Source organism: Micromonospora sp. NPDC049366 (assembly GCF_044466625.1).
Classification (GTDB): domain Bacteria; phylum Actinomycetota; class Actinomycetes; order Mycobacteriales; family Micromonosporaceae; genus Micromonospora.
The window spans coordinates 25,296-47,321 of record NZ_JBITMV010000008.1; the positions used below are offsets into that span (position 1 = coordinate 25,296).

A 22,026-nucleotide genomic window follows, 5' to 3' on the forward strand; every position below is an offset into this window, starting at 1 on the left:
GTGCGCGGGGGTTTCGTGTACTCCAGGGCGGCGGGGGGGGGGGCCCCCCGGGGGGGGGGGCGCCCCCCCCCGGGGGGGGGGGGGGGGCGCCCCGCCCCCGGGGGGGGGGGGGGGGGGGCCCCCCCCCGCCCCCCGCGACGCGGCACCGCTCAGGACACGGCGAAGATCCCGGCCACGCCCAGCAGCACCATGACCAACAGGGCCACCAGGGCACCCCGTTCGCCCTCGACCGCCGGCTCGCGGTGCTCGGTCACGGGGTTCGTCGTCTCGCCGGGCATGGGGTGGCCTCCTGGTACGTCGCGTCGGGTTTCGGGCGGGGTGCCGGTCACGTCACCGGTGTGCCTCCGGCGTGCGGACCCACGGCGGGGGTCCTACCGTGAGGACGTGTCGACCTCGGGGAGGGCAGGGGCCCAGTCGCAGCGGGAGTGGTTTCTCACCGCGGCCGAACGCGCCAACCCGCTATCGGTGTTACCCGTCTGGGCCGACGGAAACCTGGTCGAGCCGCTAATTCACGGCGCGACCTACTTCGACCGCCTGGTCACCGAGGTGGAATCGCTGACCGAGGGCGACCACCTGTTCTTCACCGACTGGCGGGGCGATCCCGACCAGCTGCTGCGGCCCGACGGCCCCACCGTGGCGCAGTTGTTCGCCCGGGCGGCGCAGCGCGGCGTCGTGGTCAAGGGGCTGATCTGGCGGTCACACCTCGACGCGCTGTCCTACAGCGAGGAGGAGAACCGCGACCTGAGCGAGACGATCTCCGCCGCGGGCGGTGAGGTGCTGCTCGACCAACGGGTCCGCCGCGGCGGCTCGCACCATCAGAAACTGGTGGTGCTGCGGCGTCCGGCGGCCCCGGAGCGGGACGTCGCCTTCGCCGGCGGCATCGACCTGTGCCACAGCCGGCGGGACGACGACGCCCACCGGGGCGACCCGCAGGCCGTACGCATGTCGTCCCGTTACGGCCCCCGTCCGCCCTGGCACGACGTGCAGCTCGCGCTGCGCGGCCCGGTCGTCGGGGCCCTGGACACGCTCTTCCGGGAGCGGTGGACCGACCCGATGCCGCTGGACTCGGAGAATCCGCTGGCCTACCTGCGGGACCGGCTACGCGGCGCCGACCTGCGGCCGGATCCGCTGCCGGAGCAGCCTGCCGACCCGCCACCGTGCGGGCCGCACCGGGTCCAGGTGCTGCGCACCTACCCGGCCGTCCGCCCCCGCTACTCGTTCGCCCCGGACGGCGAGCGGACGGTGGCCCGGGGTTACACCAAGGCCGTACGCCGGGCCCGGCGCCTGATCTACCTGGAGGACCAGTACCTGTGGTCCACCGAGGTGGCCGACCTGTTCGCGCGCGCCCTGCGGGACAACCCGCGGCTGCACCTGGTCGCCGTGGTCCCGCGCCATCCGGACGTGGACGGTCGATTGGCGCTGCCGCCGAACATGGTCGGCCGGGAGCAGGCGCTCTCGCTCTGCCAGCAGGCGGCGCCCGAGCGGGTGCACGTGTTCGACCTGGAGAACCACGAGGGCGGCCCGGTCTACGTCCACGCCAAGGTCTGCGTGATCGACGACGTCTGGGCCAGCGTGGGCAGCGACAACTTCAACCGCCGCTCGTGGACCCACGACAGCGAGCTGTCCTGCGCGGTGCTGGACGACACCCGCGACGAGCGGGCGCCGACCGACCCGGCCGGCCAGGGCGATGGCGCCCGGGTCTTCGCGCGGGAGCTGCGGTTGCGGCTATGGCGAGAGCACCTCGACCGCGACCCGGACGGCGGACAGGACGCCGACCTGCTCGACCCGGCCGAGGCGGTCGCCGCCGTGACCGCCGCCGCCGACACGCTCCAACGGTGGCACGACGGCGGGCGGGTCGGCCCCCGGCCGCCGGGCCGGTTGCGCCCGCACCGGCCGGAGCGGCTGGCCTGGCACACCCGGGCGTGGGCGCTGCCGGTGTACCGGCTCGTCTACGACCCGGACGGTCGCCCGCTACGCGCCCGTCGCTCCGGTACGTGGTGAGACGCCCACCAGTTCCCCGGGGAGCCCGGCTTCACCGTGGTGGGTCGTCAGGCCGCCGGGGTAGGCGAACGAGGCACGCGGGGAGTAGAAGCCCCAGGAGACGACGAGCGGGTTGGCCGGGCGGAGCGCGTAAACGGGGTGCTCCGGTTCCAGGAACTCCACCGACTCGATTTCGAACGGCGTCACCGGCTCGGCGAGGTAGGGGTAGGTCGAGCTGACCAGCTTGCCGTGGCGGCGGGTGAAGTAGCGGTGGTGCCCGCTGCTGACGACGTGGCCGGTCTCCCCCACCCGGCAGCGCGCCCGGATCACCGGCACGCCGTCGAGCTCGGTCTCGGCGACCAGCGTGCCGCGGTGGACGTCGATGAGGGTCCGGCCGAGGCTGGCGGGGGCGCCACGCGCCTCGGCGTAGGCGAGCACGTTGGGGCTGGACGTGACGTAGTGCGTCCACCAGCCGCCCGCGTTGATGCCGCCGGGCGCGTCGACACCGCTCAGCGACACCCCGAGGTAGGTCAGGCTGTAGGCGCCGAAGCCCGACGTCTGGGTCTCGTCGTCGACGACGTACTGGTTGAGGAAGACCTGCCGGTCCGGGCGGGGCCGCAGCCCGACCGGCACCAGCGCGGCGACCGCACCCGGATCCGCCGGCAGCCAGCTGAAGTAGAGGGAACGGCTGTTCACGACGAGCTGGGGAGCGACAGGGTCGAGCACGGCGCCTCCATCCCGAATTGGGGTCAAGCCGAACCTACGGCTAGTCCGTCGACGGGACAACGACGGAATGTCGACACTCGGGCTCTCATGTCGGGTTTGGTGTTGACCGTTCGGCGCCGGCGCGTTGACCGTCCGTTCAGCGCGCGAACCCGCACGGCTCGCGACGGATGGCCCGGGCGAACCGGTAACCACCCTCACAGTTGCATGCCACCCGACAACGATTGCGCCCGTTTAATCCGTAAATGTTGCGCGACATCACTTAAGTACATCGTCCGTTCGGCTAGATTTCTGGAAGACGATCGGGTTAAGGTGACTCCCGAACGGCCCATACGAAGTTAAACCACAGCGTCACGTCTTTCATCCGCGGACGAGGTGCAGGGAGGACCACCCATGACCGCGCCAGCGATCAACGACCAGATGACGAGCACGACCACCACGGAGAAACTCGATCCCCGGGCGCTCTCCGACAGCGCCGCCGACCTGCTCAACGCGATGGCCGCGCTGCCCGCCAACCACCCGTCCCGCGCCGCCCTGCGCGACCGGGCGATCGAGGCCTGGCTCCCGCTCGCCAACCACCTCGCCCACCGCTACAGCGGCCGGGGCGAGCCGACCGACGACCTGGCGCAGACCGCCGCCGTCGGCCTGATCAAGGCGATCGACAAGTTCGACCCCTCCCGGGGCGTCGACTTCGCCGGCTACGCGATCCCCACCATCATCGGTGAGCTCAAGCGGCACTTCCGTGACCGCACCTGGGACATCCGGGTGCCTCGCCGCCTCCAGGAGCTGCGGCTCGCGATCTCCGACGCCAACAGCTCCCTGCTGCAGACCCTGGGTCGCTCGCCGACGGTCGCCGACATCGCCGCCCACCTCAACCTCACGGAGGAAGAGGTCCTGGAGGGCCTGGAAGGTGCCCGCGCGTACAACGCGGTCTCGCTGTCCACCCCCACCGGCGACGGCGACCGCGCCACCGAGCTGGGCGACATGCTCGGCGGGGAGGACGCCGAGTTCGAGCTGGCCGAGCTGCGCGTGGCGCTCGGCCCGGCGCTGGCCACGCTCGACGAGCGTGAGCAGAAGATCCTCAGCCTGCGGTTCTACGGCAACCTGACGCAGTCGCAGATCGCCGAGCAGATCGGCGTCTCGCAGATGCACGTCTCCCGGCTGCTGGCCCGGGCGCTGACCAAGCTGCGGGGGCAGCTCGACGGCACGTACTAGGACTGGGGCGTCCAGCGCCCTGGGGGGTGAGCCGGTGGCCGGGTCGTTGACCCGGCCACCGGCCTGTCCGGGTCACCCGCAGGCGTCTCACGTCACGCGCGCGTGACAATCGGTCCCACGCCGGTCGGCCGGTCGCACCCGGATCGCGCCGGTCGTACGGGGCCACCGGCTCGTACGTCCCGACCGACCGCACCCGGGCCGGTGCGACACTGGGCCGTGCTCTCCGACGTCCACCTGGACCTGCCCGTCCGGTCCGTGCTGCCGGCGCTGGTCACGGCCCTGCGGACGGCCGGCACCGCGGTCCTGGTGGCCCCGCCGGGCACCGGCAAGACGACCCTCGCGCCGCTCGCCGTCGCCGACCAGGTCGACGGGCGGGTGCTGGTCGCCCAGCCGCGACGGGTGGCCGCGCGGGCCGCGGCCCGGCGGATGGCCGACCTGCTCGGCGAGCGGGTGGGCGACCGGATCGGGTACGCCGTACGCGGCGAGCGGCGGGTCGGCCCGGCCACCCGGGTCGAGGTGGTGACGACCGGGCTGCTGGTACGCCGGCTCCAGGCCGACCCGGACCTCCCCGGCACCGGTGCGGTGCTGCTCGACGAGTGTCACGAGCGGCACCTCGACGCCGACCTCGGGCTCGCGTTCGCGGTCGAGGCCCGTGCCGCCCTCCGCCCCGACCTGTGGCTGCTGGCCATGTCGGCGACCCCGCGCACGGACCGGTTCGCCGCGCTCCTCGGCGCGGCGGACGGGCCGGCACCGGTCGTCCGGGCGGAGTCGGCGCTGCATCCGGTGACCCGGATCTGGGCTCCGCCGACCCGACCGGTCACCCCACCGGGCGCCGGGCCGGTGGACCGTGCACTGCTCGACCACGTGGCGGCCACCGTGCGCCGGGCGCTGAACGAGCGCGATGGTGACCTGCTCGTCTTCCTGCCCGGCGCGGGCGAGATCGCCGCCGTGGCGGGGCGGCTGGCCGACCTGCGGGACGGCGTGGAGATCCTGACGCTGCACGGCCGCCAGCGCAGCGCCGAGCAGGACGCCGCGCTGCGCCCTCGACCGCCCCGCTCGGGCCGAGCCCCCGGGGCGGCTGCGGACGACCGGCGTCGGGTGGTGCTGGCGACCGCCGTCGCCGAGACCAGCTTGACGGTGCCGGGAGTCCGGGTGGTGGTGGACGCCGGGTTGAGCCGGGTGGCCCGGATGGACCTGGCACGCGGCCTCGGCGCCCTGGTCACGGTGCCGGTGTCCCGCGCGACCGCCACCCAGCGGGCCGGCCGCGCGGGCCGCGAGGCACCCGGATACGTCTACCGCTGCTGGTCGGCCGCGACCCATGAGCGGCTGCCGGCGCAGCCGGAGCCGGAGATCGCCAGCGCCGACCTGACCGGGTTCGCGCTGGACCTGGCCGCCTGGGGGCAGCCGGACGGCGCCGGGCTCGCGCTGCCCGATCCGCCCCCGCCCGCGGCGATGGCGGTCGCCCGGGAGACGCTCGGCGCCCTGGGCGCGGTCGACCCGGACGGCCGGATCACCGCGCGGGGCCGGGCGATCGCCGCGGCGGGCGCCCATCCCCGCCTGGCCCGGGCGCTGCTCGACGGCGCGGACCGGGTCGGCGCGGACCGGGCCGCCGAGGTGGTCGCCCTGCTGGCCGAGGAGACCGTCACCGGGCCCGGTGACGACCTGACCGCCGCGTGGCGTCGGCTGCGGACCGGCGGTGACGCGGCGGCCACCGCCCGCTGGCGCGCCGAGGTACGCCGGCTGCGCGCCGCCCTGCCGCCGGACACCGCCGCGGGCACCGGCACGGGACGCGAGCGGCTCCCCGACGACCTCGCCGCCGGGCTGTTGGTGGGCCTGGCCTACCCGGAGCGGCTGGCCCGGGCGCGCCGCCCGGGCGGTTCGTCGTACCTGATGACGGGTGGCACCGCGGCGGACCTCGCACCCGGGTCGGGGCTGGCCGGGTCGGCCTGGCTGGCGGTGGCCGTCGCCGACCGCTCCCCCGGCGCGCCCACCGCCCGGGTCCGGCTCGCCACGCCGGTGGACGAGGCGACGGCGCGGGAGGCGGGCGGGGCGCTGCTGCGCACCGACCGCGAGGTCGGCTGGTCCGGCGCGGACGTGGTGGCGCGCGAGGTGGTGCGGCTCGGCGCGGTCGAGTTGGTCGAGCGCCCGCTGTCCCGGCCCGACCCGGCGGAGCTCGGCGCCGCGCTGCTGACCGGGCTGCGCCGCACCGGCCTGGGCCTGCTCGACTGGACGCCGGGCGCCCGGGCGCTGCGCGAGCGGCTGGCGTTCTGCCGGCACGTGCTGGGCGACGACTGGCCGGACGTCGGTGACGAGGCGCTGCTCGACGCCGCGCCGGTCTGGTTGGGGCCGGAGCTGGCGTCCGCGCGACGTCGCGCGGACCTGGCCCGGGTGGACGTCGCGGCGGCGCTACGCCGGCTGCTGCCGTGGGACCGGGCGGCGCGGCTCGACGAGCTCGCCCCGGAGCGGCTCGCCGTGCCGAGCGGCTCCCGGGTCCGGGTGGACTACACCGATCCGAGCGCGCCGGTGCTGGCCGTGAAGCTGCAGGAGACCTTCGGCTGGCAGCAGGCGCCGCGGATCGGTGGCGGTCGGGTCCCGGTGCTGCTGCACCTGCTCTCCCCGGCCGGCCGCCCGGTCGCGGTCACCGCCGACCTGGCGTCCTTCTGGCGGGTCGGCTATCCGCAGGTCCGCGCGGAGCTGCGGGGTCGCTACCCCCGGCATCCCTGGCCGGAGGACCCGACCACCGCCGAGCCGACCCGCCGCGCCGCTCCCCGGCGCCGCTAGCCGCTCATTCCGCCACGATGTCGGCGACGACCACCGTCACGTTGTCCGGGCCGCCGGCGCGCAGCGCCAGGTCGATGAGCCGGCGGGCGCACGCGGTCTGGTCGGGGTATTCGGCCAGCACCTCGGCGAGGGTGTCGGGGCGGACCACGTTGGAGAGGCCGTCGCTGCACAGCAGCCAGCGGTCGCCGGCCCAGGGCACCATCGTCGCGTACGTCGGGGAGACCTCGTCGCCCTGCAGCGCCTGGGTGACGACGGCGCGGCGGGGGTGGCTGCTGGCCTGGTCGGCGGTGATGACGCCCTGGTCGACGAGCATCTGCACGAAGGTGTCGTCCCGGGTGATCTGTTTGAGCACGCCCTCCCGGTAGAGGTAGGCGCGAGAGTCACCGACGTGGGCCAGGGCCAGGCAGCTGCCGGTCCGGGCGAAGAGCAGGGCGGTCAGCGTGGTGCCCATGCCCTGCCGCTCGGGGTCCTCGCTGACCGCCTGCCGGATCCGCACGGTGGCCTCCTGGATGCCGCTCTGCAACGCGGCGACCAGGGCGTCCTCCGGCGTCTCCCGGTCCAGCGGCGCCACCGCCTCGATCGCGATGGCGCTGGCCAGGTCGCCGGCGGCCATGCCGCCCATGCCGTCGGCGACGGCGACCAGCCAGGTGCCGGCGTGCAGGGCGTCCTGGTTTCCACTGCGGATCAGCCCACGGTCGCTCGTTCCCACGGAACGCAGCTTCAGGGTCATGGGAGGCAGCCTGCCAGGCGGAGGGCACAGTTGTCTCTAGGAGATCACGGCGAGGAAGCGTGGCGCGGCGAATCTCACTGCCGTCGCCGCCGCGGGTGACCCGTCCCGAGCGGCCCGAACCCTCCCCAGAACATCCAGCAGAGTCGATTGACAGCGCCGCAGCGTACTGGAAACATCGGGGCGACGGCTGGGAGCGCTCCCAGATCGTCCGCCACCACCACCGGTCCACCCGTCCCCGGAAGGACTCCCCCGTGACGCCATCCCGACGCCGCCGCGCGCTGCTCGCCGCCGCGGTCACCCTGGCCCTCACCGGCGTCGCCGCCGGCCCGGCCGCCGCCGACCCACCACCGGACGCACCCGAGCAGATCGAGAACGGCGACTTCGGCTCCGGCGTCGCCCCCTGGTTCTCCTACGGCACCGGGACACTCGGCGTCACCGACGGCCGGCTCTGCACCACCGTCCCCGGCGGGCTGGCCAACCCGTGGGACGCCGGCATCGGCCAGGACGGGGTTCCGCTGGTCGCCGGCGCCGAGTACACCCTCGGGTTCGACGTCGCCGCCACGCCCGGCACCCCGGTCACCGCCGTCCTGCAGCTCGGCGGCCCGCCCTACACCAGCTACGCCACCGTCACGGTGACCGCCACCGGCACCGCGCAACGGGTCGAGCGGACCTTCACCGCACCGGACGACAACCCCTCCGCCCAGCTGATCTTCCAGGTCGGCGGGAGCGCAACCGAACAGACCGTCTGCCTCGACGACGTGTCGCTGCGCGGTGGCGAGCCGCCCGAGCCGTACGTGCCGGACACCGGGCCCCGGGTCCGGGTGAACCAGGTCGGCTACCTCCCCGGCGGGCCCAAGAACGCGACCGTCGTCACCGAGGCGACCGACCCGCTGCCCTGGCAGCTGCGCTCGGCCGCCGGCACGGTGCTGGCGTCGGGCACCACGACGCCGCGCGGGGTGGACACCGCGTCGGCGCAGAACGTGCAGACCCTCGACTTCTCCGCCCACCGCACGCCCGGGACCGGACTGACCCTGGTCGTCGACGGCGAGACCAGCCACCCCTTCGACATCTCCGGCACGCTCTACGACCGGCTGCGCGCCGACGCGCTCCAGTTCTTCTACGCCCAGCGCAGCGGCACCGCGATCGACGGCGCCCTGCTCGGCCCCGAGTACGCGCGCCCCGCCGGCCACCTCGGCGTCGCACCCAACCAGGGCGACACCGACGTGCCCTGCCAGGCCGGCGTCTGCGACTACCGGCTCGACGTGCGCGGCGGCTGGTACGACGCCGGCGACCACGGCAAGTACGTGGTCAACGGCGGCATCGCCACCTATCAGCTGCTCAGCACGTTCGAGCGGACCAAGACGGCGGCCACTGCCAACGGCGGCGCCGCGCTCGGCGACGGCACGCTGCGGGTGCCCGAGCGCGGCAACGGCGTACCGGACGTGCTCGACGAGGCCCGCTGGGAGCTGGAGTTCCTGCTGCGCATGCAGGTGCCGGCCGGACAGCCGCTCGCCGGCATGGCCCACCACAAGGTCCACGACCGCAACTGGACGGGCCTGCCGCTCGCGCCGCAGGACGACCCGCAGCCGCGCGAGCTGCACCCACCGTCCACCGCCGCCACCCTCAACCTGGCCGCGACGGCCGCGCAGTGCGCCCGGCTCTACGCCCCCTACGACGCGGCGTTCGCGGCGCGCTGCCGGACCGCGGCGACCACGGCGTACGCGGCGGCCGAGGCGAACCCGACCCGGTACGCGAGCCCGACCGACAGCACCGGCGGCGGGGCGTACGACGACACGGACGTGACCGACGAGTTCTACTGGGCCGCCGTCGAGCTGTGGCTCACCACCGGCACGCCCGCGTACCTGGCCGACCTGACCGCGTCGCGGCACCACACCGGGGACGTGTTCGACCCGCGCGGCTTCGGCTGGCAGGGGGTCGCCGCCCTCGGTCGGCTCGACCTGGCCACGGTGCCGAACGCGCTGCCCGCCGCCGAGCTGGCCCGGATCCGCGGCTCGGTCATCGCCGCCGCCGACGGCTACCTGGCCGAGCTGGGCCGGCAGGCGTACGGGCTGCCCCTGCCGGGTGACGCCGGCAGCTACTTCTGGGGCGGCAACAGCAACATCGTCAACAACGCGGTCGTGCTGGCCACCGCCTTCGACCTGACCCGGGACGCCCGTTACCGCGACGGCGCCGTGCAGGCGGTGGACTACCTCTTCGGGCGCAACGCGCTCAACATCTCGTACGTGACCGGGTGGGGCGAGCACGCGGCCGAGAATCAGCACAGCCGGATCTTCGGCCACCAACTCGACCCGAGCCTGCCGCGCCCGCCCGCCGGGTCGCTGGCCGGCGGGGCGAACGCCGCCCTCCAGGACCCGTTCGCCGCGCAACTGCTGGCCGGGTGCGCGCCGATGTTCTGCTACGTCGACGACATCGCCTCGTACGCGACCAACGAGGTGGCGATCAACTGGAACTCGGCGCTGGCGTGGATCGCCTCGTTCCTCGCCGACCAGGGCGACTCCGCGGCCGTGCCGACGCCCACCTGTGCGGTCACCTACACGAACTACGGCGCGTGGCACGGCGGCACCGGGTTCACCGCGCAGCTGACCATCCGCAACACCGGTACGGCGGTGGTGAACGGCTGGACCGCCCGGTTCGCGTTCACCGGTGACCAGAAGGTACGCGAGGCGTGGCTGGCGAAGGTTGCCCAGTCGGGTGCCACCGTGACCGCCCGTAACGAGTCGTACAACGGACGCATCGATCCGGGCGGCAGCGTGACCTTCGGGTTCAACGCGACCACCGGAGGCGGCGCGAACCCGCCACCCGGCCTGGTCACGGTCAACGGTCGACCCTGCACGGCGGCCTGACGCCGGAGCAGCCGTCCCGGCGCGATCCGTCGCGCCGGGACGGCTGCTCCGGGTAGCGAGTCGGTCCTACCACAGGCCCCATCGATGCCCATCTGTGGCTCAGGGTCGCCGGGCACCCATCAACCGTCGCCGGTGTAGCAGCATGTCGGGATGACCGACGCGCAGACCCTGACCGTGCGCCCCGGCGGCCCGGACGACGCCGCCGACGTCCTGCGCCTGCTCGACTCCGCGACGGCCTGGCTGGTGGCGCAGGGCCGCACCGGGCAATGGGGCACCGAGCCCGCCTCGGCCGACCCGCGCCGGGTCGCCCAGGCCCGGACGTGGGCCACCTCGGGCGGGCTGTGGCTCGCGGAGCTCGGCGGACGAGCGGTCGGCGCGCTGGTCGTCGGTGCGGCCACCGCATACGTCCCGGCCGCCACCGAACCGGAGCTGTTCGTGAACCTGCTGGTCACCGACCGGGCGTACGCCGGCCGGGCGATCGGGGGGCGGCTGCTCGCGCACGCCGCGGACCTGGCCCGCGAGCGGGGCGTCGGTCTGCTCCGGGTGGACTGTTACGCCGGCGGCGACGGCGCGCTGGTCCGGTGGTACGAGCGGCAGGACTTCACCCGCACCGATTCGTTCACCGTCGACCGTCCCGGCCGTGAGCCCTGGCCCGGGCAGGTGCTCACCCGCCGGCTGGACTGAGCGGCCGACCCGGCCCGACGGGGCCGGGTCGCGGCGCCCACGCTCAGCCGATCTCCTCGTCCACGAAGCACCAGCGCCAGGACTCCCCCGGCTCGATCGAGCGCATCACGGGGTGCCCGGTCTGCTCGAAGTGCTTCGTCGCGTGCCGGTTGGGCGAGGAGTCGCAGCAGCCGACGTGCCCGCACGTCAGGCAGGCGCGCAGGTGCACCCAGTCGGTGCTGCCGATCGCCACGCAGTCGGGGCACTCCGCGGTGGTACGCGGCTCGGCCGTCCCGGCCTCGGTCAGGTGCGCACAGCTCATTGAATCTCCCGTCGCAGCAACGATTCCTCCAGGTCCAGGTCACGATAGGCGCGCACCAGCACCTCCTCGGGAATCCGGCCGGAGTCGCGGGCGGCGCGGAACACCTCCCGCTCAGCGTCGATCATCTCCTGCCGCAGCCGACCGTACGCCTGCGAGGGGGTCTCCCGCGCGCTGCCGCCCAGCCGTTCCCAGGCCAGGTTGGTGCGGTCCTCCACGCCCCGGCGCAGCCGCTCCACCACGGGCGCGGGCGCGGTGTCGGCCAGCGCGTCGAGGCGCTCCTGGGCCGCCCGGCTGGCCTGCTGCTGCACGCCGGCCGCGGAGAGCGCGTCCTGCACCGGGTCGTCCGGGGGCAGCTTGAGCCGGCGGGCCACGGTCGGCAGGGTGGCGCCCTGGCCGACCAGCGTGAACACGATCACGGCGAAGGCCAGCCAGATGAACAGCGCCCGCGGGTAGGGCGCGTCGTCGGCCAGGGTGAGCGGGAGGGCGAGCGCGGCGGCGAGCGTCACGACGCCCCGCATGCCCGCCCAACCGATGACGAGGGGGAACTTCGCCGGCTTCCGCTCCCGCGTGCGCAGCCGGGGCACCAGCCGGGTCAGGTAGGTCGCGGGGAAGAGCCAGACGAAGCGGGTGAGGAAGACGGCGCCGAGCACCGCCGCGGTGACGCCGACGAGCCGGCCGGCCGGCTCGTCGAGGTCCTCCAGCACGTCCGGCAGCTGGAGCCCGACCAGCAGGAAGACCAGCCCTTCGAGCAGGAACCGGACCAGCCGCCAGACCGCGGCGACCTGGAGCCGGGACGCGGCCGACAGCAGCACCGGCAACCGGTGGCCCAGCGCGAGGCCGGTGACCACCACCGCGACGACACCGGAGGCGTGGATCTCCTCGGCCGCGAAGACCACGGCGAACGGGATGATCAGCGACAGCGCGTTGTCCAGCAGCGGATCGGTGATGCGCTTGTGCACGAACCCGAAGATCAGCGCGCCCAGCGCGCCGACGACGACCCCGCCGCCGGCGGACCGCAGCACCTCGACGCTCACGTCGACCACTCCGACGGCCGATCCGACGGCGGCCAGCGTGGCCACCCGGAACAGCACCAGCGCGGTGGCGTCGTTGAGCAGGCTCTCGCCCTCCAGGATGGTCACGACCCGACGGGGCAGCCCGATCCGCCGGGCCACCGCCGTCGCGGCGACCGCGTCGGGGGGCGCGAGCACCGCGCCGAGGGCGAGGCAGGCCGCGAACGGGACCGCCGGCAGGAGCAGGTGCAGGACCACGCCGACCACGACCGCCGTGAAGAGCACCAGGCCCACGGCGAGCAGCAGGATCGGCCGGAGGTTGTGCCGGAACGCCGGCACGGACGTCTCCAGCGCGGCCACGTAGAGCAGCGGCGGCAGGATCCCGACGAGCACCAGGTCGGGGTCGAGCCGGACGTGCGGGAAGCCGGGAACGAAGGAGAGCAGCAGCCCCACGACCACCAGCACGATCGGTGCCAGCAGGCCCAGCTTGCGGGCCAGCGCCGCGCCGAGCGTCGCGACCGCCAGGAAGACGACGATCTCGAAGAGTCCCTCCATGGGGTACGAGCCTAGGCGGCGGGCCGGCGACGCCCGCTCAACGGGCGGCCCGCAGCTTCGGCAGCACCTCGGCGCCGAACGTGTCGACGAACGCGCGCTGCTCCTGCCCGACGTGGTGCAGGGCGATCTGGTCGAAGCCCAGCGCGACGTACTCCTCCAGCCAGCCGACGTGCCGGCCCAGGTCGGACGAGATGTTGACCACTTGGGCGACCCGCTCCGGCGGCACGTCGGCGGAGATCACGTCGAAGTGCTCGGGGGTCTCCAGGTCCCAGCAGACCGGCGGCGCGAAGACGTTGCTGCGCCACTGGTCGTACGCGACCGCCTCGGCCTCGGCCTGGTCGGGCGCCCAGCTCAGGTGGACCTGCAGGTGCAACGGCCCGCGCCCGCCGGCGTCCCGGTAGGCGTCGACCATCCGCCGCAGGTGGTCCACCGGCGCGTTCACGGTGATCAGCCCGTCGGCCCACTCGGCGCACCAGCGGGCCGTGGCCACGCTCACCGCGGCGCCGACCAGCGCGGGCGGCTCGTCGGGCCGGCTCCACAGCCGGGCGCGGTCGACGCGGACCAGCCCGTCGTGGCTGACCTCCTCGCCGGCCAGCAACGCCCGGATCACGTCGACGCACTCGCGCAGCCGGGCGTTGCGGACGTCCTTGCGGGGCCATCCGTCGCCGGTGATGTGCTCGTTGGACGCCTCCCCGGTGCCCAGTGCGGCCCAGAAGCGGCCCGGGTACATGGCGGCGAGCGTGCCGATGGCCTGGGCGATCACGGCCGGGTGGTACCGCTGGCCGGGTGCGTTGACCACCCCGAACGGCAGCGTGGTGGCCTGGAGCGCGGCGCCCAGCCACGACCAGGCGAAGCCGGAGTGGCCCTGCCGTGCGCTCCACGGCGCGAAGTGGTCCGAGCACATGGCGGCGTCGAAGCCGGCGCGCTCGGCGTGGATCACCGCATCCAGCAGGGCGCGGGGATGGATCTGCTCGTGGGACGCGTGGAAGGCGAACACCGTCATGGGTGGGTTCCCTACCCAGGACGGTGTCCGCCTAAAGCTGCGTCACTCCGCGTGTGCGCCGGCCGTCCCGATCGCGCCGCCGCCGTCGCCTCCGACCCAGACGGTCTTGGTGTTGCAGAACTCGCGCATGCCCATCGCCGACAGTTCCCGGCCGTAGCCGGAGTTCTTCACGCCGCCGAACGGCAACTCGGGAAAGGAGGTCGTCATGCCGTTGATGAAGACGTTGCCGGCGTCCAGGTCGGTGGCGAAGCGCCGCTGCTCCTGAGGGTCGCGCGTCCAGGCGTTCGAGCCGAGGCCGTAGCTCGTGCCGTTGGCCACCTCGATCGCCTCCTCGTACGACCCCACCCGGTAGAGGCCGGCGACCGGGCCGAAGACCTCCTCGCGCCACATCCGCATCTCCGGCGTGAGGTCGGTGACGACGGTCGGCGGGTACCACCAGCCGTCCCGGCTCGGCTGCTCGCCGCCGACGAGCACCGTGGCGCCGTTGTCGATGGCGTCGCGGACCTGCTCGTTGACCTCGTCACGCCCCCGCTCGGTGGCCAGCGGTCCCACATCGCTCCCCTCGTCCATCGGGTCGCCGACGCGCAGCGCGGCCATGTTCGCGGCGAACTTCTCCGCGAAGGCGTCGAACACGTCGGCGTGCACGACGAAGCGCTTCGCGGCGATGCAGGACTGGCCGTTGTTCTGGCAGCGTGCGGTGGTCGCCACCTCGGCCGCCCGGTCGAGGTCGGCCGAGGGCATCACCACGAACGGGTCGCTGCCGCCCAACTCCAGCACCGTCTTCTTCAGTTCGCGGCCGGCGATCTGCGCGATGGAGCGGCCCGCGCCCTCGCTGCCGGTCAGGGTGGCCGCGCGGACCCGGGGGTCGCTGAGGATCTGGTCGACCGCGTCCGAGCCGACCAGCAGGGTGGTGAACGCGCCCTCGGGGAAGCCGGCCCGGCGGAACAGGTCCTCCAGCAGCAGGGCCGTCTGCGGCACGTTCGAGGCGTGCTTGAGCAGGCCGGTGTTGCCGGCCATCAGCGCCGGCGCGGCGAAGCGCAGCACCTGCCAGAGCGGGAAGTTCCACGGCATGACCGCCAGCACCGGACCGATCGGCTGGTGGCGGACGAACGCCTGGCCCGCGTTGACCGCGGCGGCGTCGGCCGGCTCGTCGGCGAGGAACTCGGCCGCGTGGGCGGCGTAGAACCGGGCCGCGCTGGCGCACTTGGTGACCTCGGCCTTCGCCGAGGCGTACGTCTTGCCCATCTCGGTGGTCATGATCCGGGCGATCTCGTCGCGCTCGGCGTCGAGCAGGTCCGCCGCCGCGTTCATCCAGCCGGCCCGCTGGTCGACCGTGGTGCCGCGCAACTGCCGGAACGCACCGTCGGCCCGGCCGATCGCGGCGTCGATCTGCTCGTCGGACATCGGGTCGTAGGTCTTGAGCACCTGTCCGGTGGCGGGGTTGGTGGTGGCGATGGACATCTCGTCCTCCTGTCACTCGAACAGTGAGTGCCGTACGCCCGGCTCCTCGCGGCGGCGGGCGGCGCGGCGACGCTGGATGATGACCAGGTCCACCGCGGCGACGATCGCGAGCACGGCGCAGACGACACCCAGCCAGGTCACCGCCGCCCAGAACGCCAGCACGGCGAAGATCACCATGATCACCAGCCCGAAACTGGCGAGCGCGAGCCGGAGGTTCAACGCGCTGTAGGCGTGGCCGACCGTGCCGCGGGCACGCCGGGGCTGCGATCTCGTCATACCTTCCGACCTACCCCGGGAACGGCGGGCCTAACCGGCGGTCGCGGCGCGTGCCGGCTGCGGCCGGTCGGCGCCGACGGTCGGCCCGGCGAGCGGCGGCGGCCGGCCCGGGGCGCGGCGGCGGCCGTGTCCGGGGCGCGGCGGCGGCCGTGTCCGGGGCGCGGCGGCGGCCGTGTCCGGGGCGCGGCGGCCGTCAGCCGATCTCGGCGAGCTTCGGCACGATCCGCTCGCTGACCCGCTCGGCGAACTCCACGGGGTGCCGGTCCGGGGTCACCTGAACCTCGGTGACGCCGAGCGCGGCGTAGTCCCGGACGGCGGTGAGGAACGCGTCCGGCTCGTCGACCGGCGACACCCGCATCACCAGCGTCTTCTCGATGCTGTCGTAGTCGCGCCCCTCGGCCGCGCAGTGGTCCCGGAGCACGTCGAGCTTGCGGCGCACCTCGTCGACGCCGGTGTCGAAGAGGTTGCACGCGTCGGCGTAGCGGGCGACCAGCAGGAGCGTCTTCTTCTCCCCGCCGCCGCCGATCATGATCGACGGGCGGGGCCGACCCAGCGGCGCGGGGACGCAGAGGGTCTCGGTCAGCCGGTAGTGCCGGCCCTCGTAGGGACCGTTGTCCTCGCTCCACATCTGCAGGCAGATCTGCAGCGTCTCCTCCAGTCGCTCGAACCGCTCACCCACCGGCACCACGGGCACCCCCAGGCCACGCTGCTCCCGCTCGTACCAGGAGGCGCCGATGCCCAGGCGGGCCCGACCGGCGGAGAGCACGTCCAGGGTCGTGACGATCTTCGCGAGCAGGCCCGGATGCCGGTACATCACGCCGGTGACCAGCACACCGAGCGTCATCCGTTCGGTCTGCCCGGCGACGAAGCCGAGCGTCGTGTACGCCTCCAGCATCGGCTCCTCGGCCGGCGCCACGGCCTCCATCTGGAAGAAGTGGTCCATGACGGTGAAGGAGGCGAACCCCCCGTCCTCGGCGGCCCGCGCCGTCCGCGTGAGGGTCGGGGCGATCAGTTCCGGCTCCGCCGGGACCGTGAAGCTCCAGTAGTGCAGACCGATCCTCACAGACAGACTCCTTCTCGCGCGTGCCGTCCCGGGTCAGGGTTCCACTGCGAGCGCGCTCGAAGTCAAGTGTCGACGCGCCGTCACCCAGACGGCCGACCTGCGGGGCTAGCACAGCGACGGTCGCGACGGCAGCGCTCTGCCGCATAGCCGACAGCAGACGCGCGCCGCCTCCGAACGAGCGCGTACAGTGACCGCGCTGTCGCTCCGAGTTGCCAAACGGGAAGATCATGCCTCGACGCTGGATCACCGCCGTCGCCTGCCTCGCGGCGCTGGTGGCGCTCGCCTGCGAGGGCGCCGGGGACGGCTCGCCCCCACCGCCGCGCGACACCCCGCCGCCCGCCGGGTCCGGTGGCATCGCCGCCCTCGGCGACTCCATCAGCACCGGCTTCGGCTCCTGCCTGGTGCTCACCTCGTGCGAGCGCAACTCCTGGTCCACCGGGGACGGGCTGCGGGTGGAGAGCCTCTACCGGCGGCTGCTCGACCAGGATCCGGCGGTCCGCGGTCGGGCGTACAACCACGCCCGCCCGGGAGCCCGGGCCGCCGCGCTGGAGGAGCAGGCCCGGGCGGCCGTACGCGACAAGGTCGACCACGTCACCGTGCTGATCGGGGCGAACGACGTGTGCCGGGGCGGCGTCGACGCGATGACGCCGGTGGCCGAGTTCCGCGCCGGCGTGGACCGTGGTCTGCGGGCGCTGCGCGCCGGTCGCCCGAAGGCGCGGGTGCTGGTGGTCAGCATCCCGGACCTGCACCGGCTCTGGGAGGTCGGGCACACCGACTCGCGCGCGGTGCGGGCGTGGCGGCGCGGGGTCTGCCCCGCCCTGCTGGCCGACCCGACCTCGACCGCGCCCGCCGACCGCGCCCGGCGGGCCGCCGTGCGGGACCGGATCGCCGCCTACAACGCACAGTTGGTCGCGGCGTGCCGGGCGTACGGGTCCCGGTGCCGGCACGACGGAGGGGCGGTGCACCGGGTGCGGTTCACGCTGGACCTGGTCAACCCGCTGGACTGGTTCCACCCGAACGCGGCCGGGCAGGACCGGCTCGCCGAGGTGACCTGGCGGGCCTCCGGCTTCGCCGCCTGACGGCGCACCCAGGTGACCTCAACGGCGTCCGGCCTCCCGGGCTGATGGCTGGCCGGGGTGATCGACTCCGGTTCCTGGAAGTCGGGCCGCCCCCGTCGAGGGGTCAGCCCGACATCCCGGAATTCGTGGGCCGGCCCTCGGTTCAGGACCGACGCGGGCCGGGGACGGCGCCGCCGTGCTGGCGGTAGAGCGCCCGGGACCGCTCGGCCAGGTCCTTGGTCGCCGAGGAGTTGGCCCAGGTGCCGAGGATGATCGCCGCGCCCGGCACGATCTTGGCGAAGACCCGTTTCGCCGCCCGCACACCGGCCATCTGGGCCAGCCGCACGCCCAGCCGCAGCATCACCTTGCCCAGCTGACCCTGCCCGCCCGAGCCGAACAGCGCACCGGCCCGCTCCCGGCCGGCGGCCACCCCGAGGGCCAGCCGGGCACTCTCCGCCACCTTGTGCACCCGCTGGAGGACGAGCAGGTCGGTGGCCCGGTCGGTGTGCGTCGCGTCGACGTCGTACGCCGCCGCGACGTGCAGCACCATCCGGGCCTGCGTCCACGCCAGAACGCCCACGTCGATCACCGCGCCGGGCAGCCCGGCTGCCCCGGACACCGCGCCGGAGAGCCGAGCGTGGTTCACGAACCTGCGGATCGCCTGCTCAGCCAAGGCGTCGGCGGCGACCCCCGGCTGCTCCGACCGGGCCCGGCGCGCCCACTGTGCCGCCTCCGGCCCGAGGCGGCGCACCGCCTCGAGGGCGAGGTGCTCCGGGGCGTACTGCGGGTCCTCCCGCATCCGGTCCCAGAGCCGGGCCGGCGGCGTGTCGGGCGCGTCCGCGGACGCGGCCGGCGGCACGGCGGGGACACGGTCGGGTGACGGCGTGGGGGCGGGGTGGCCGTCGGCCGGAACGGATTCGGTCACAGGTACTCCCGGGGGTCGGCGCAGGCGGGTACGACGGTCCGGCCGTGGTCAGCGGCGCTTCGAGAGACGGGTGGCGAGACCCCGCAGCTTCTGCTGGTTCTCGGGCTTGGCGAGTTCGCGACGGCCGCGCTCGACGAGCTGCTGCCCCTTCGGCGAGCGCAGGAACGTGCTGATCCGCTGCAACAGAGACATCTCGGTCCTCCTGTCGGTGAGCCCTCACTCATGTGTACCCGCAACCGACAACGGATGTACCCGGGATGGCTCAGCCACAACCGTCCACTGTGGCCGGAAGACTACCGCCCGGCCGACTCGAAGGCGTCGACGACCTCCGTGGCCGCCCACTCGTGCTGGGCATACAGCCACCCGAACGCCGAGACCTGCACCGCCTGGGCGGCGTCAGTCAGCGGCATCTGCTGCCAGCCGGGGACCTGCTCCAGCGCGGTGAGGAACTGCCGGGTCGCGTACTCCGGTCGCATCAGGTCACCGACGCTGCCCCAGCCACTGCTGGGACGCTGCTGGAACAGCCCGACCGAGTCGTGGTCCCAGCCGATCGCCTGGTGCGGGTAGTTCTGCGACTCGGGCAGCACGCCACTCGCGTAGTTGTAGAGGTTGCTCTCCTGCATCGCCGTGGCGACCGCGATCACCAGCGCCCGACGAGGGACCTTCATCTCCCGGCCGGTCCGCACGATCGCCTCGGCGTTCTTCATCTGCGCCCTGGTCAGCCCGGCGACCGGCGCCGGCTCCGCGGGCTTGCGCTCCGACCGCCGCTCCTGCTTCCGGGCCGGGCTGGTGTCCGGGTCGGCAGCGGTGCTGTCCGGCGCGGCGGAGGGGTCCGCGGCGTCCGGCGCACGGTCGTGGTCCCGGGAGGCCGGTTCCTGCTCGGCCCGGGCGGTCACGTCGACCCGCGTCGCCCGGGGGTCGGCGTCCGCGGTGGTCCGGTCGCCGGCCTGAGCGAAGGCGGCGAGCCCGAGGCAGCAGACCACGCCGGTGGCCAGGGCCACGCGGCCCCGGGAGGGGCCGGCGATCAGGTCCCGGGCGTACGCACGCGCGGTCCGCACCGGATTCCGCCCGGTCAGCCGTTCGGCTGATGTTGTGTCATCCGATCGCACAGAGGAGTCGTGGGGGGCGTTCGGTTCGTCGAGGGTGCCGTCGTCACGCATCAGCCGAGGCTAGGCAGACGTTCTGGCTGATTACCGTGGGTGATCAGTGGCCCTCGCCACAGAATCGGCGCCGACCGGTGGACAGCCCGGGCGGCACGGGCGCGGCCGGGGACGGACCTCGCGTACCGGCGAAACCCGGCAGCAGACCCGGAAGCGGATCTATTGATGCCTTACCTGGCCATCTCCCCCGACCTTCGCCGATGATCGATAAACTCGGCCTTCCAGACCAGCCGGGCATCGGATGATCGGCTGGGACCGGGAGCCCGAACAGCGGAATGCCACGTTATGCCCGATCCCGCGCCGTTCCTGGGAGACCGGCTGCCCGGGGAAGGAATGCGTCAGGATGGCGGGTACGTTGCCCGAACCGGGCGCCGTGACACACGACGGCGTCCCGTCAGGCACATTCCAGGGAGGTCCGCACCGGTGCTCGACCCACACGAGCTCTACGAGCTCACCGACGATCTACCCGACCTCGGTCAACCGGTCCTGATCCAGGCCCTCACCGGGTTCGTCGACGCGGGCCACGCGAGCCGGCTCGCCCGCGAGCAGCTGTTCAGCTCGCTGGAGTCCCGCCCGATCGCGACCTTCGACGTCGACCAGGTCTTCGACTACCGCTCCCGACGCCCGGTGATGACCTTCATGGAGGACCACTGGGAGTCGTACGACGCGCCGAAGCTGGAACTGCACCTGCTGCACGACGACGACGAGACCCCCTTCCTGCTGCTCACCGGCCCCGAGCCGGACCTCCAGTGGGAGCGCTTCGTGGCGGCGGTCGCCGGCCTCGCCGCGCGGCTGGACGTCCGGGTCACCGTGGGGCTCAACTCGATCCCCATGGCCGTCCCGCACACCCGGCCCACCGGGGTGACCGCGCACGCCACCCGGCGTGAGCTGATCTCCGGGTACGAGCCCTGGCTCCAGCGCGTCCAGGTGCCCGGCGGTGTCGGCCACCTGCTCGAGTACCGGCTCGGCGAGCAGGGCCGCGACGCCATCGGCTTCGCCGCCCACGTGCCGCACTACGTGGCGCAGGCGGAGTACCCGGCCGCGGCCGAGGTGCTGCTCGCCTCGATCTCCCGCAGCACCGGGCTGCTCCTCCCCCGCGACGGGCTGCGCTCGGCCGCCGAGGTGGTCCGGGTGGAGATCGACCGGCAGGTCGCCCAGACCGAGGACGCGGCCGCGCTCGTGCAGGCGCTGGAGGAGCAGTACGACGCGTTCGCCCGGGGGCAGGGTGAGAAGAGCCTGCTCGCCCCTGAGTCCGGACCGCTGCCGACCGCCGAGGAGCTCGGCGCGGAGCTGGAGCGGTTCCTCGCCGAGCAGACCCGTCCGAACGACACCCCCGGCAGCTGAATCCCCGCCCCGGGTCCGGCACCGGCGCGCGACATCCCGGCGCCGGACCCGGCGTGCGGGGCGCGGATGCGGCAGGCTGAAGGCATGCGCCTGGCGACCTGGAACGTGAACTCGGTGAAGGCCCGGCTCCCCCGGCTGCTCGACTGGCTCGCCGGCACCGCCCCGGACGTGGTGTGCCTGCAGGAGACCAAGTGTCCCGACGGGGCCTTCCCGGTCGCCGAGGTCGGCGAGCTGGGCTACACCGTGGCCAGCCACAGCGACGGCCGCTGGAACGGGGTGGCGCTGCTGTCCCGCGTCGGCCTGACCGACGTCACCGTCGGCTTCCCCGGCGAGCCGGGCTTTCCCGACCCGGAGGCGCGGGCCATCTCGGCCACCTGCGACGGGCTGCGGGTCTGGTCCGTGTACGTGCCGAACGGCCGCACCCCGGACGACCCGCACTACGCGTACAAGCTGGCGTGGCTCGCCGCCCTGCGCGACGCGCTGGAGGAGGAGCTGACCAGCGGCCTGCCACTGGCGGTCTGCGGGGACTTCAACGTCGCCCCGACCGACGCCGACGTCTGGGACCCGGCGGTCTTCGCCCACTCGACACACGTCACGCCCGCCGAGCGGGCCGCGCTGGGCGCGCTGCGCGACCTCGGGCTCAGCGACGTCGTACCCACCCCGATGAAGGGCCCGCACCCGTTCACCTACTGGGACTACCGGGCCGGGATGTTCCACCAGAACAAGGGGATGCGGATCGACCTGGTCTACGCCTCGGCGGCGATCGTCCGGGCGGTCGGCGCGGCGTACGTGGACCGCGAGGCCCGCAAGGGCAAGGGCCCCTCCGATCACGCTCCGATCGTGGTAGACGTCGCGCTGACCCCGACCGTCGAGGCGTTCTGACCCCACCGCGC

The 22,026-nt window shown here is 74.1% G+C and carries 20 protein-coding genes; 8 read left to right on the forward strand and 12 right to left on the reverse strand.

All coding sequences use genetic code 11. The annotated features are described in order from the left end of the window. Nucleotides 1-149: 149 nt before the first annotated feature. Nucleotides 150-278, reverse strand: coding sequence for a hypothetical protein (locus tag ACIBTV_RS13370; protein ID WP_269456570.1), 129 nt, complete (start codon nucleotides 276-278; stop codon nucleotides 150-152). Nucleotides 279-465: 187 nt separating this feature from the next. Between ACIBTV_RS13370 and ACIBTV_RS13375 the strand changes: the two genes are divergently transcribed. Continuing rightward, nucleotides 466-2,001: a phospholipase D family protein gene (locus ACIBTV_RS13375; protein WP_396704494.1), complete on the forward strand. Its 1,536-nt coding sequence runs from the start codon at nucleotides 466-468 to the stop codon at nucleotides 1,999-2,001. Here the strand turns inward: ACIBTV_RS13375 and ACIBTV_RS13380 are convergent. After that, nucleotides 1,972-2,706, reverse strand: coding sequence for a hypothetical protein (locus tag ACIBTV_RS13380; protein ID WP_396704496.1), 735 nt, complete (start codon nucleotides 2,704-2,706; stop codon nucleotides 1,972-1,974). The genes ACIBTV_RS13375 and ACIBTV_RS13380 overlap by 30 nt on opposite strands. Nucleotides 2,707-3,096: 390 nt before the next feature. Between ACIBTV_RS13380 and ACIBTV_RS13385 the strand changes: the two genes are divergently transcribed. Both ACIBTV_RS13385 and hrpB read left to right on the forward strand, forming a co-directional pair. Beyond that, nucleotides 3,097-3,918: a SigB/SigF/SigG family RNA polymerase sigma factor gene (locus ACIBTV_RS13385; RefSeq protein ID WP_396704498.1), complete on the forward strand. Its 822-nt coding sequence runs from the start codon at nucleotides 3,097-3,099 to the stop codon at nucleotides 3,916-3,918. 216 nt (nucleotides 3,919-4,134) lie between these two features. Then, the gene (gene hrpB, locus ACIBTV_RS13390; protein ID WP_396704500.1) at nucleotides 4,135-6,699 is read left to right on the forward strand and encodes an ATP-dependent helicase HrpB; all 2,565 of its coding nucleotides are present in this window, start codon (nucleotides 4,135-4,137) and stop codon (nucleotides 6,697-6,699) included. Between the two features lie 4 nt (nucleotides 6,700-6,703). Here hrpB and ACIBTV_RS13395 read toward each other — a convergent pair whose 3' ends face one another. Further along, nucleotides 6,704-7,429, reverse strand: coding sequence for a PP2C family protein-serine/threonine phosphatase (locus ACIBTV_RS13395; RefSeq protein WP_396704502.1), 726 nt, complete (start codon nucleotides 7,427-7,429; stop codon nucleotides 6,704-6,706). Nucleotides 7,430-7,680: 251 nt separating this feature from the next. Between ACIBTV_RS13395 and ACIBTV_RS13400 the strand changes: the two genes are divergently transcribed. Together ACIBTV_RS13400 and ACIBTV_RS13405 are read left to right on the forward strand one after the other, a co-directional pair. Beyond that, nucleotides 7,681-10,293 (forward strand): glycoside hydrolase family 9 protein, encoded by a 2,613-nt coding sequence (locus ACIBTV_RS13400; RefSeq protein WP_396704504.1) that lies wholly within the window; start codon nucleotides 7,681-7,683, stop codon nucleotides 10,291-10,293. Between the two features lie 150 nt (nucleotides 10,294-10,443). Continuing rightward, nucleotides 10,444-10,977, forward strand: a complete 534-nt coding sequence (locus ACIBTV_RS13405; protein WP_396704506.1) for a GNAT family N-acetyltransferase — start codon at nucleotides 10,444-10,446, stop codon at nucleotides 10,975-10,977. A 43-nt stretch (nucleotides 10,978-11,020) separates the two neighbouring features. Here the strand turns inward: ACIBTV_RS13405 and ACIBTV_RS13410 are convergent, their stop codons facing one another. The 6 genes from ACIBTV_RS13410 to ACIBTV_RS13435 all read right to left on the reverse strand — a co-directional run bounded on the left by ACIBTV_RS13410 (nucleotide 11,021) and on the right by ACIBTV_RS13435 (nucleotide 16,646). Beyond that, nucleotides 11,021-11,278, reverse strand: a complete 258-nt coding sequence (locus tag ACIBTV_RS13410; RefSeq protein WP_396704508.1) for a UBP-type zinc finger domain-containing protein — start codon at nucleotides 11,276-11,278, stop codon at nucleotides 11,021-11,023. Beyond that, the gene (locus ACIBTV_RS13415; RefSeq protein WP_396704510.1) at nucleotides 11,275-12,843 is read right to left on the reverse strand and encodes a Na+/H+ antiporter; all 1,569 of its coding nucleotides are present in this window, start codon (nucleotides 12,841-12,843) and stop codon (nucleotides 11,275-11,277) included. The genes ACIBTV_RS13410 and ACIBTV_RS13415 overlap by 4 nt, the downstream gene beginning before the upstream one ends. A 37-nt stretch (nucleotides 12,844-12,880) precedes the next feature. Next, complete coding sequence (locus tag ACIBTV_RS13420; protein WP_396704512.1) at nucleotides 12,881-13,846, reverse strand: TIGR03885 family FMN-dependent LLM class oxidoreductase; 966 nt, start codon at nucleotides 13,844-13,846, stop codon at nucleotides 12,881-12,883. 42 nt (nucleotides 13,847-13,888) lie between these two features. Then, a complete protein-coding gene (locus ACIBTV_RS13425) occupies nucleotides 13,889-15,307 on the reverse strand; it encodes an NADP-dependent succinic semialdehyde dehydrogenase (RefSeq protein WP_396704514.1) in 1,419 nt (472 codons plus the stop codon). 12 nt (nucleotides 15,308-15,319) lie between these two features. Beyond that, nucleotides 15,320-15,583 (reverse strand): DUF6343 family protein, encoded by a 264-nt coding sequence (locus ACIBTV_RS13430; protein ID WP_396704516.1) that lies wholly within the window; start codon nucleotides 15,581-15,583, stop codon nucleotides 15,320-15,322. A gap of 193 nt (nucleotides 15,584-15,776) precedes the next feature. Then, nucleotides 15,777-16,646 carry an LLM class F420-dependent oxidoreductase gene (locus tag ACIBTV_RS13435; protein WP_396704518.1) on the reverse strand — a complete coding sequence of 290 codons (870 nt, stop codon included), beginning with the start codon at nucleotides 16,644-16,646 and terminating at the stop codon, nucleotides 15,777-15,779. Nucleotides 16,647-16,873: 227 nt separating this feature from the next. On the opposite strand from ACIBTV_RS13435, the gene ACIBTV_RS13440 reads away from it, so the two are divergent. Further along, nucleotides 16,874-17,725, forward strand: a complete 852-nt coding sequence (locus ACIBTV_RS13440; protein WP_396704520.1) for a GDSL-type esterase/lipase family protein — start codon at nucleotides 16,874-16,876, stop codon at nucleotides 17,723-17,725. Nucleotides 17,726-17,867: 142 nt separating this feature from the next. Here ACIBTV_RS13440 and ACIBTV_RS13445 read toward each other — a convergent pair whose 3' ends face one another. From ACIBTV_RS13445 to ACIBTV_RS13455, 3 genes are all read right to left on the reverse strand, one after another. Then, complete coding sequence (locus ACIBTV_RS13445; protein WP_396704522.1) at nucleotides 17,868-18,629, reverse strand: EcsC family protein; 762 nt, start codon at nucleotides 18,627-18,629, stop codon at nucleotides 17,868-17,870. A 48-nt stretch (nucleotides 18,630-18,677) separates the two neighbouring features. After that, nucleotides 18,678-18,821 (reverse strand): hypothetical protein, encoded by a 144-nt coding sequence (locus tag ACIBTV_RS13450; protein WP_172836416.1) that lies wholly within the window; start codon nucleotides 18,819-18,821, stop codon nucleotides 18,678-18,680. Nucleotides 18,822-18,922: 101 nt separating this feature from the next. Then, complete coding sequence (locus tag ACIBTV_RS13455) at nucleotides 18,923-19,789, reverse strand: peptidase M23 (RefSeq protein ID WP_396704524.1); 867 nt, start codon at nucleotides 19,787-19,789, stop codon at nucleotides 18,923-18,925. 423 nt (nucleotides 19,790-20,212) lie between these two features. Between ACIBTV_RS13455 and ACIBTV_RS13460 the strand changes: the two genes are divergently transcribed. Further along, nucleotides 20,213-21,133, forward strand: a complete 921-nt coding sequence (locus tag ACIBTV_RS13460; RefSeq protein WP_396704526.1) for a proteasome assembly chaperone family protein — start codon at nucleotides 20,213-20,215, stop codon at nucleotides 21,131-21,133. An 84-nt stretch (nucleotides 21,134-21,217) separates the two neighbouring features. Then, nucleotides 21,218-22,015 carry an exodeoxyribonuclease III gene (locus ACIBTV_RS13465; protein ID WP_396704528.1) on the forward strand — a complete coding sequence of 266 codons (798 nt, stop codon included), beginning with the start codon at nucleotides 21,218-21,220 and terminating at the stop codon, nucleotides 22,013-22,015. Nucleotides 22,016-22,026 lie beyond the last annotated feature (11 nt).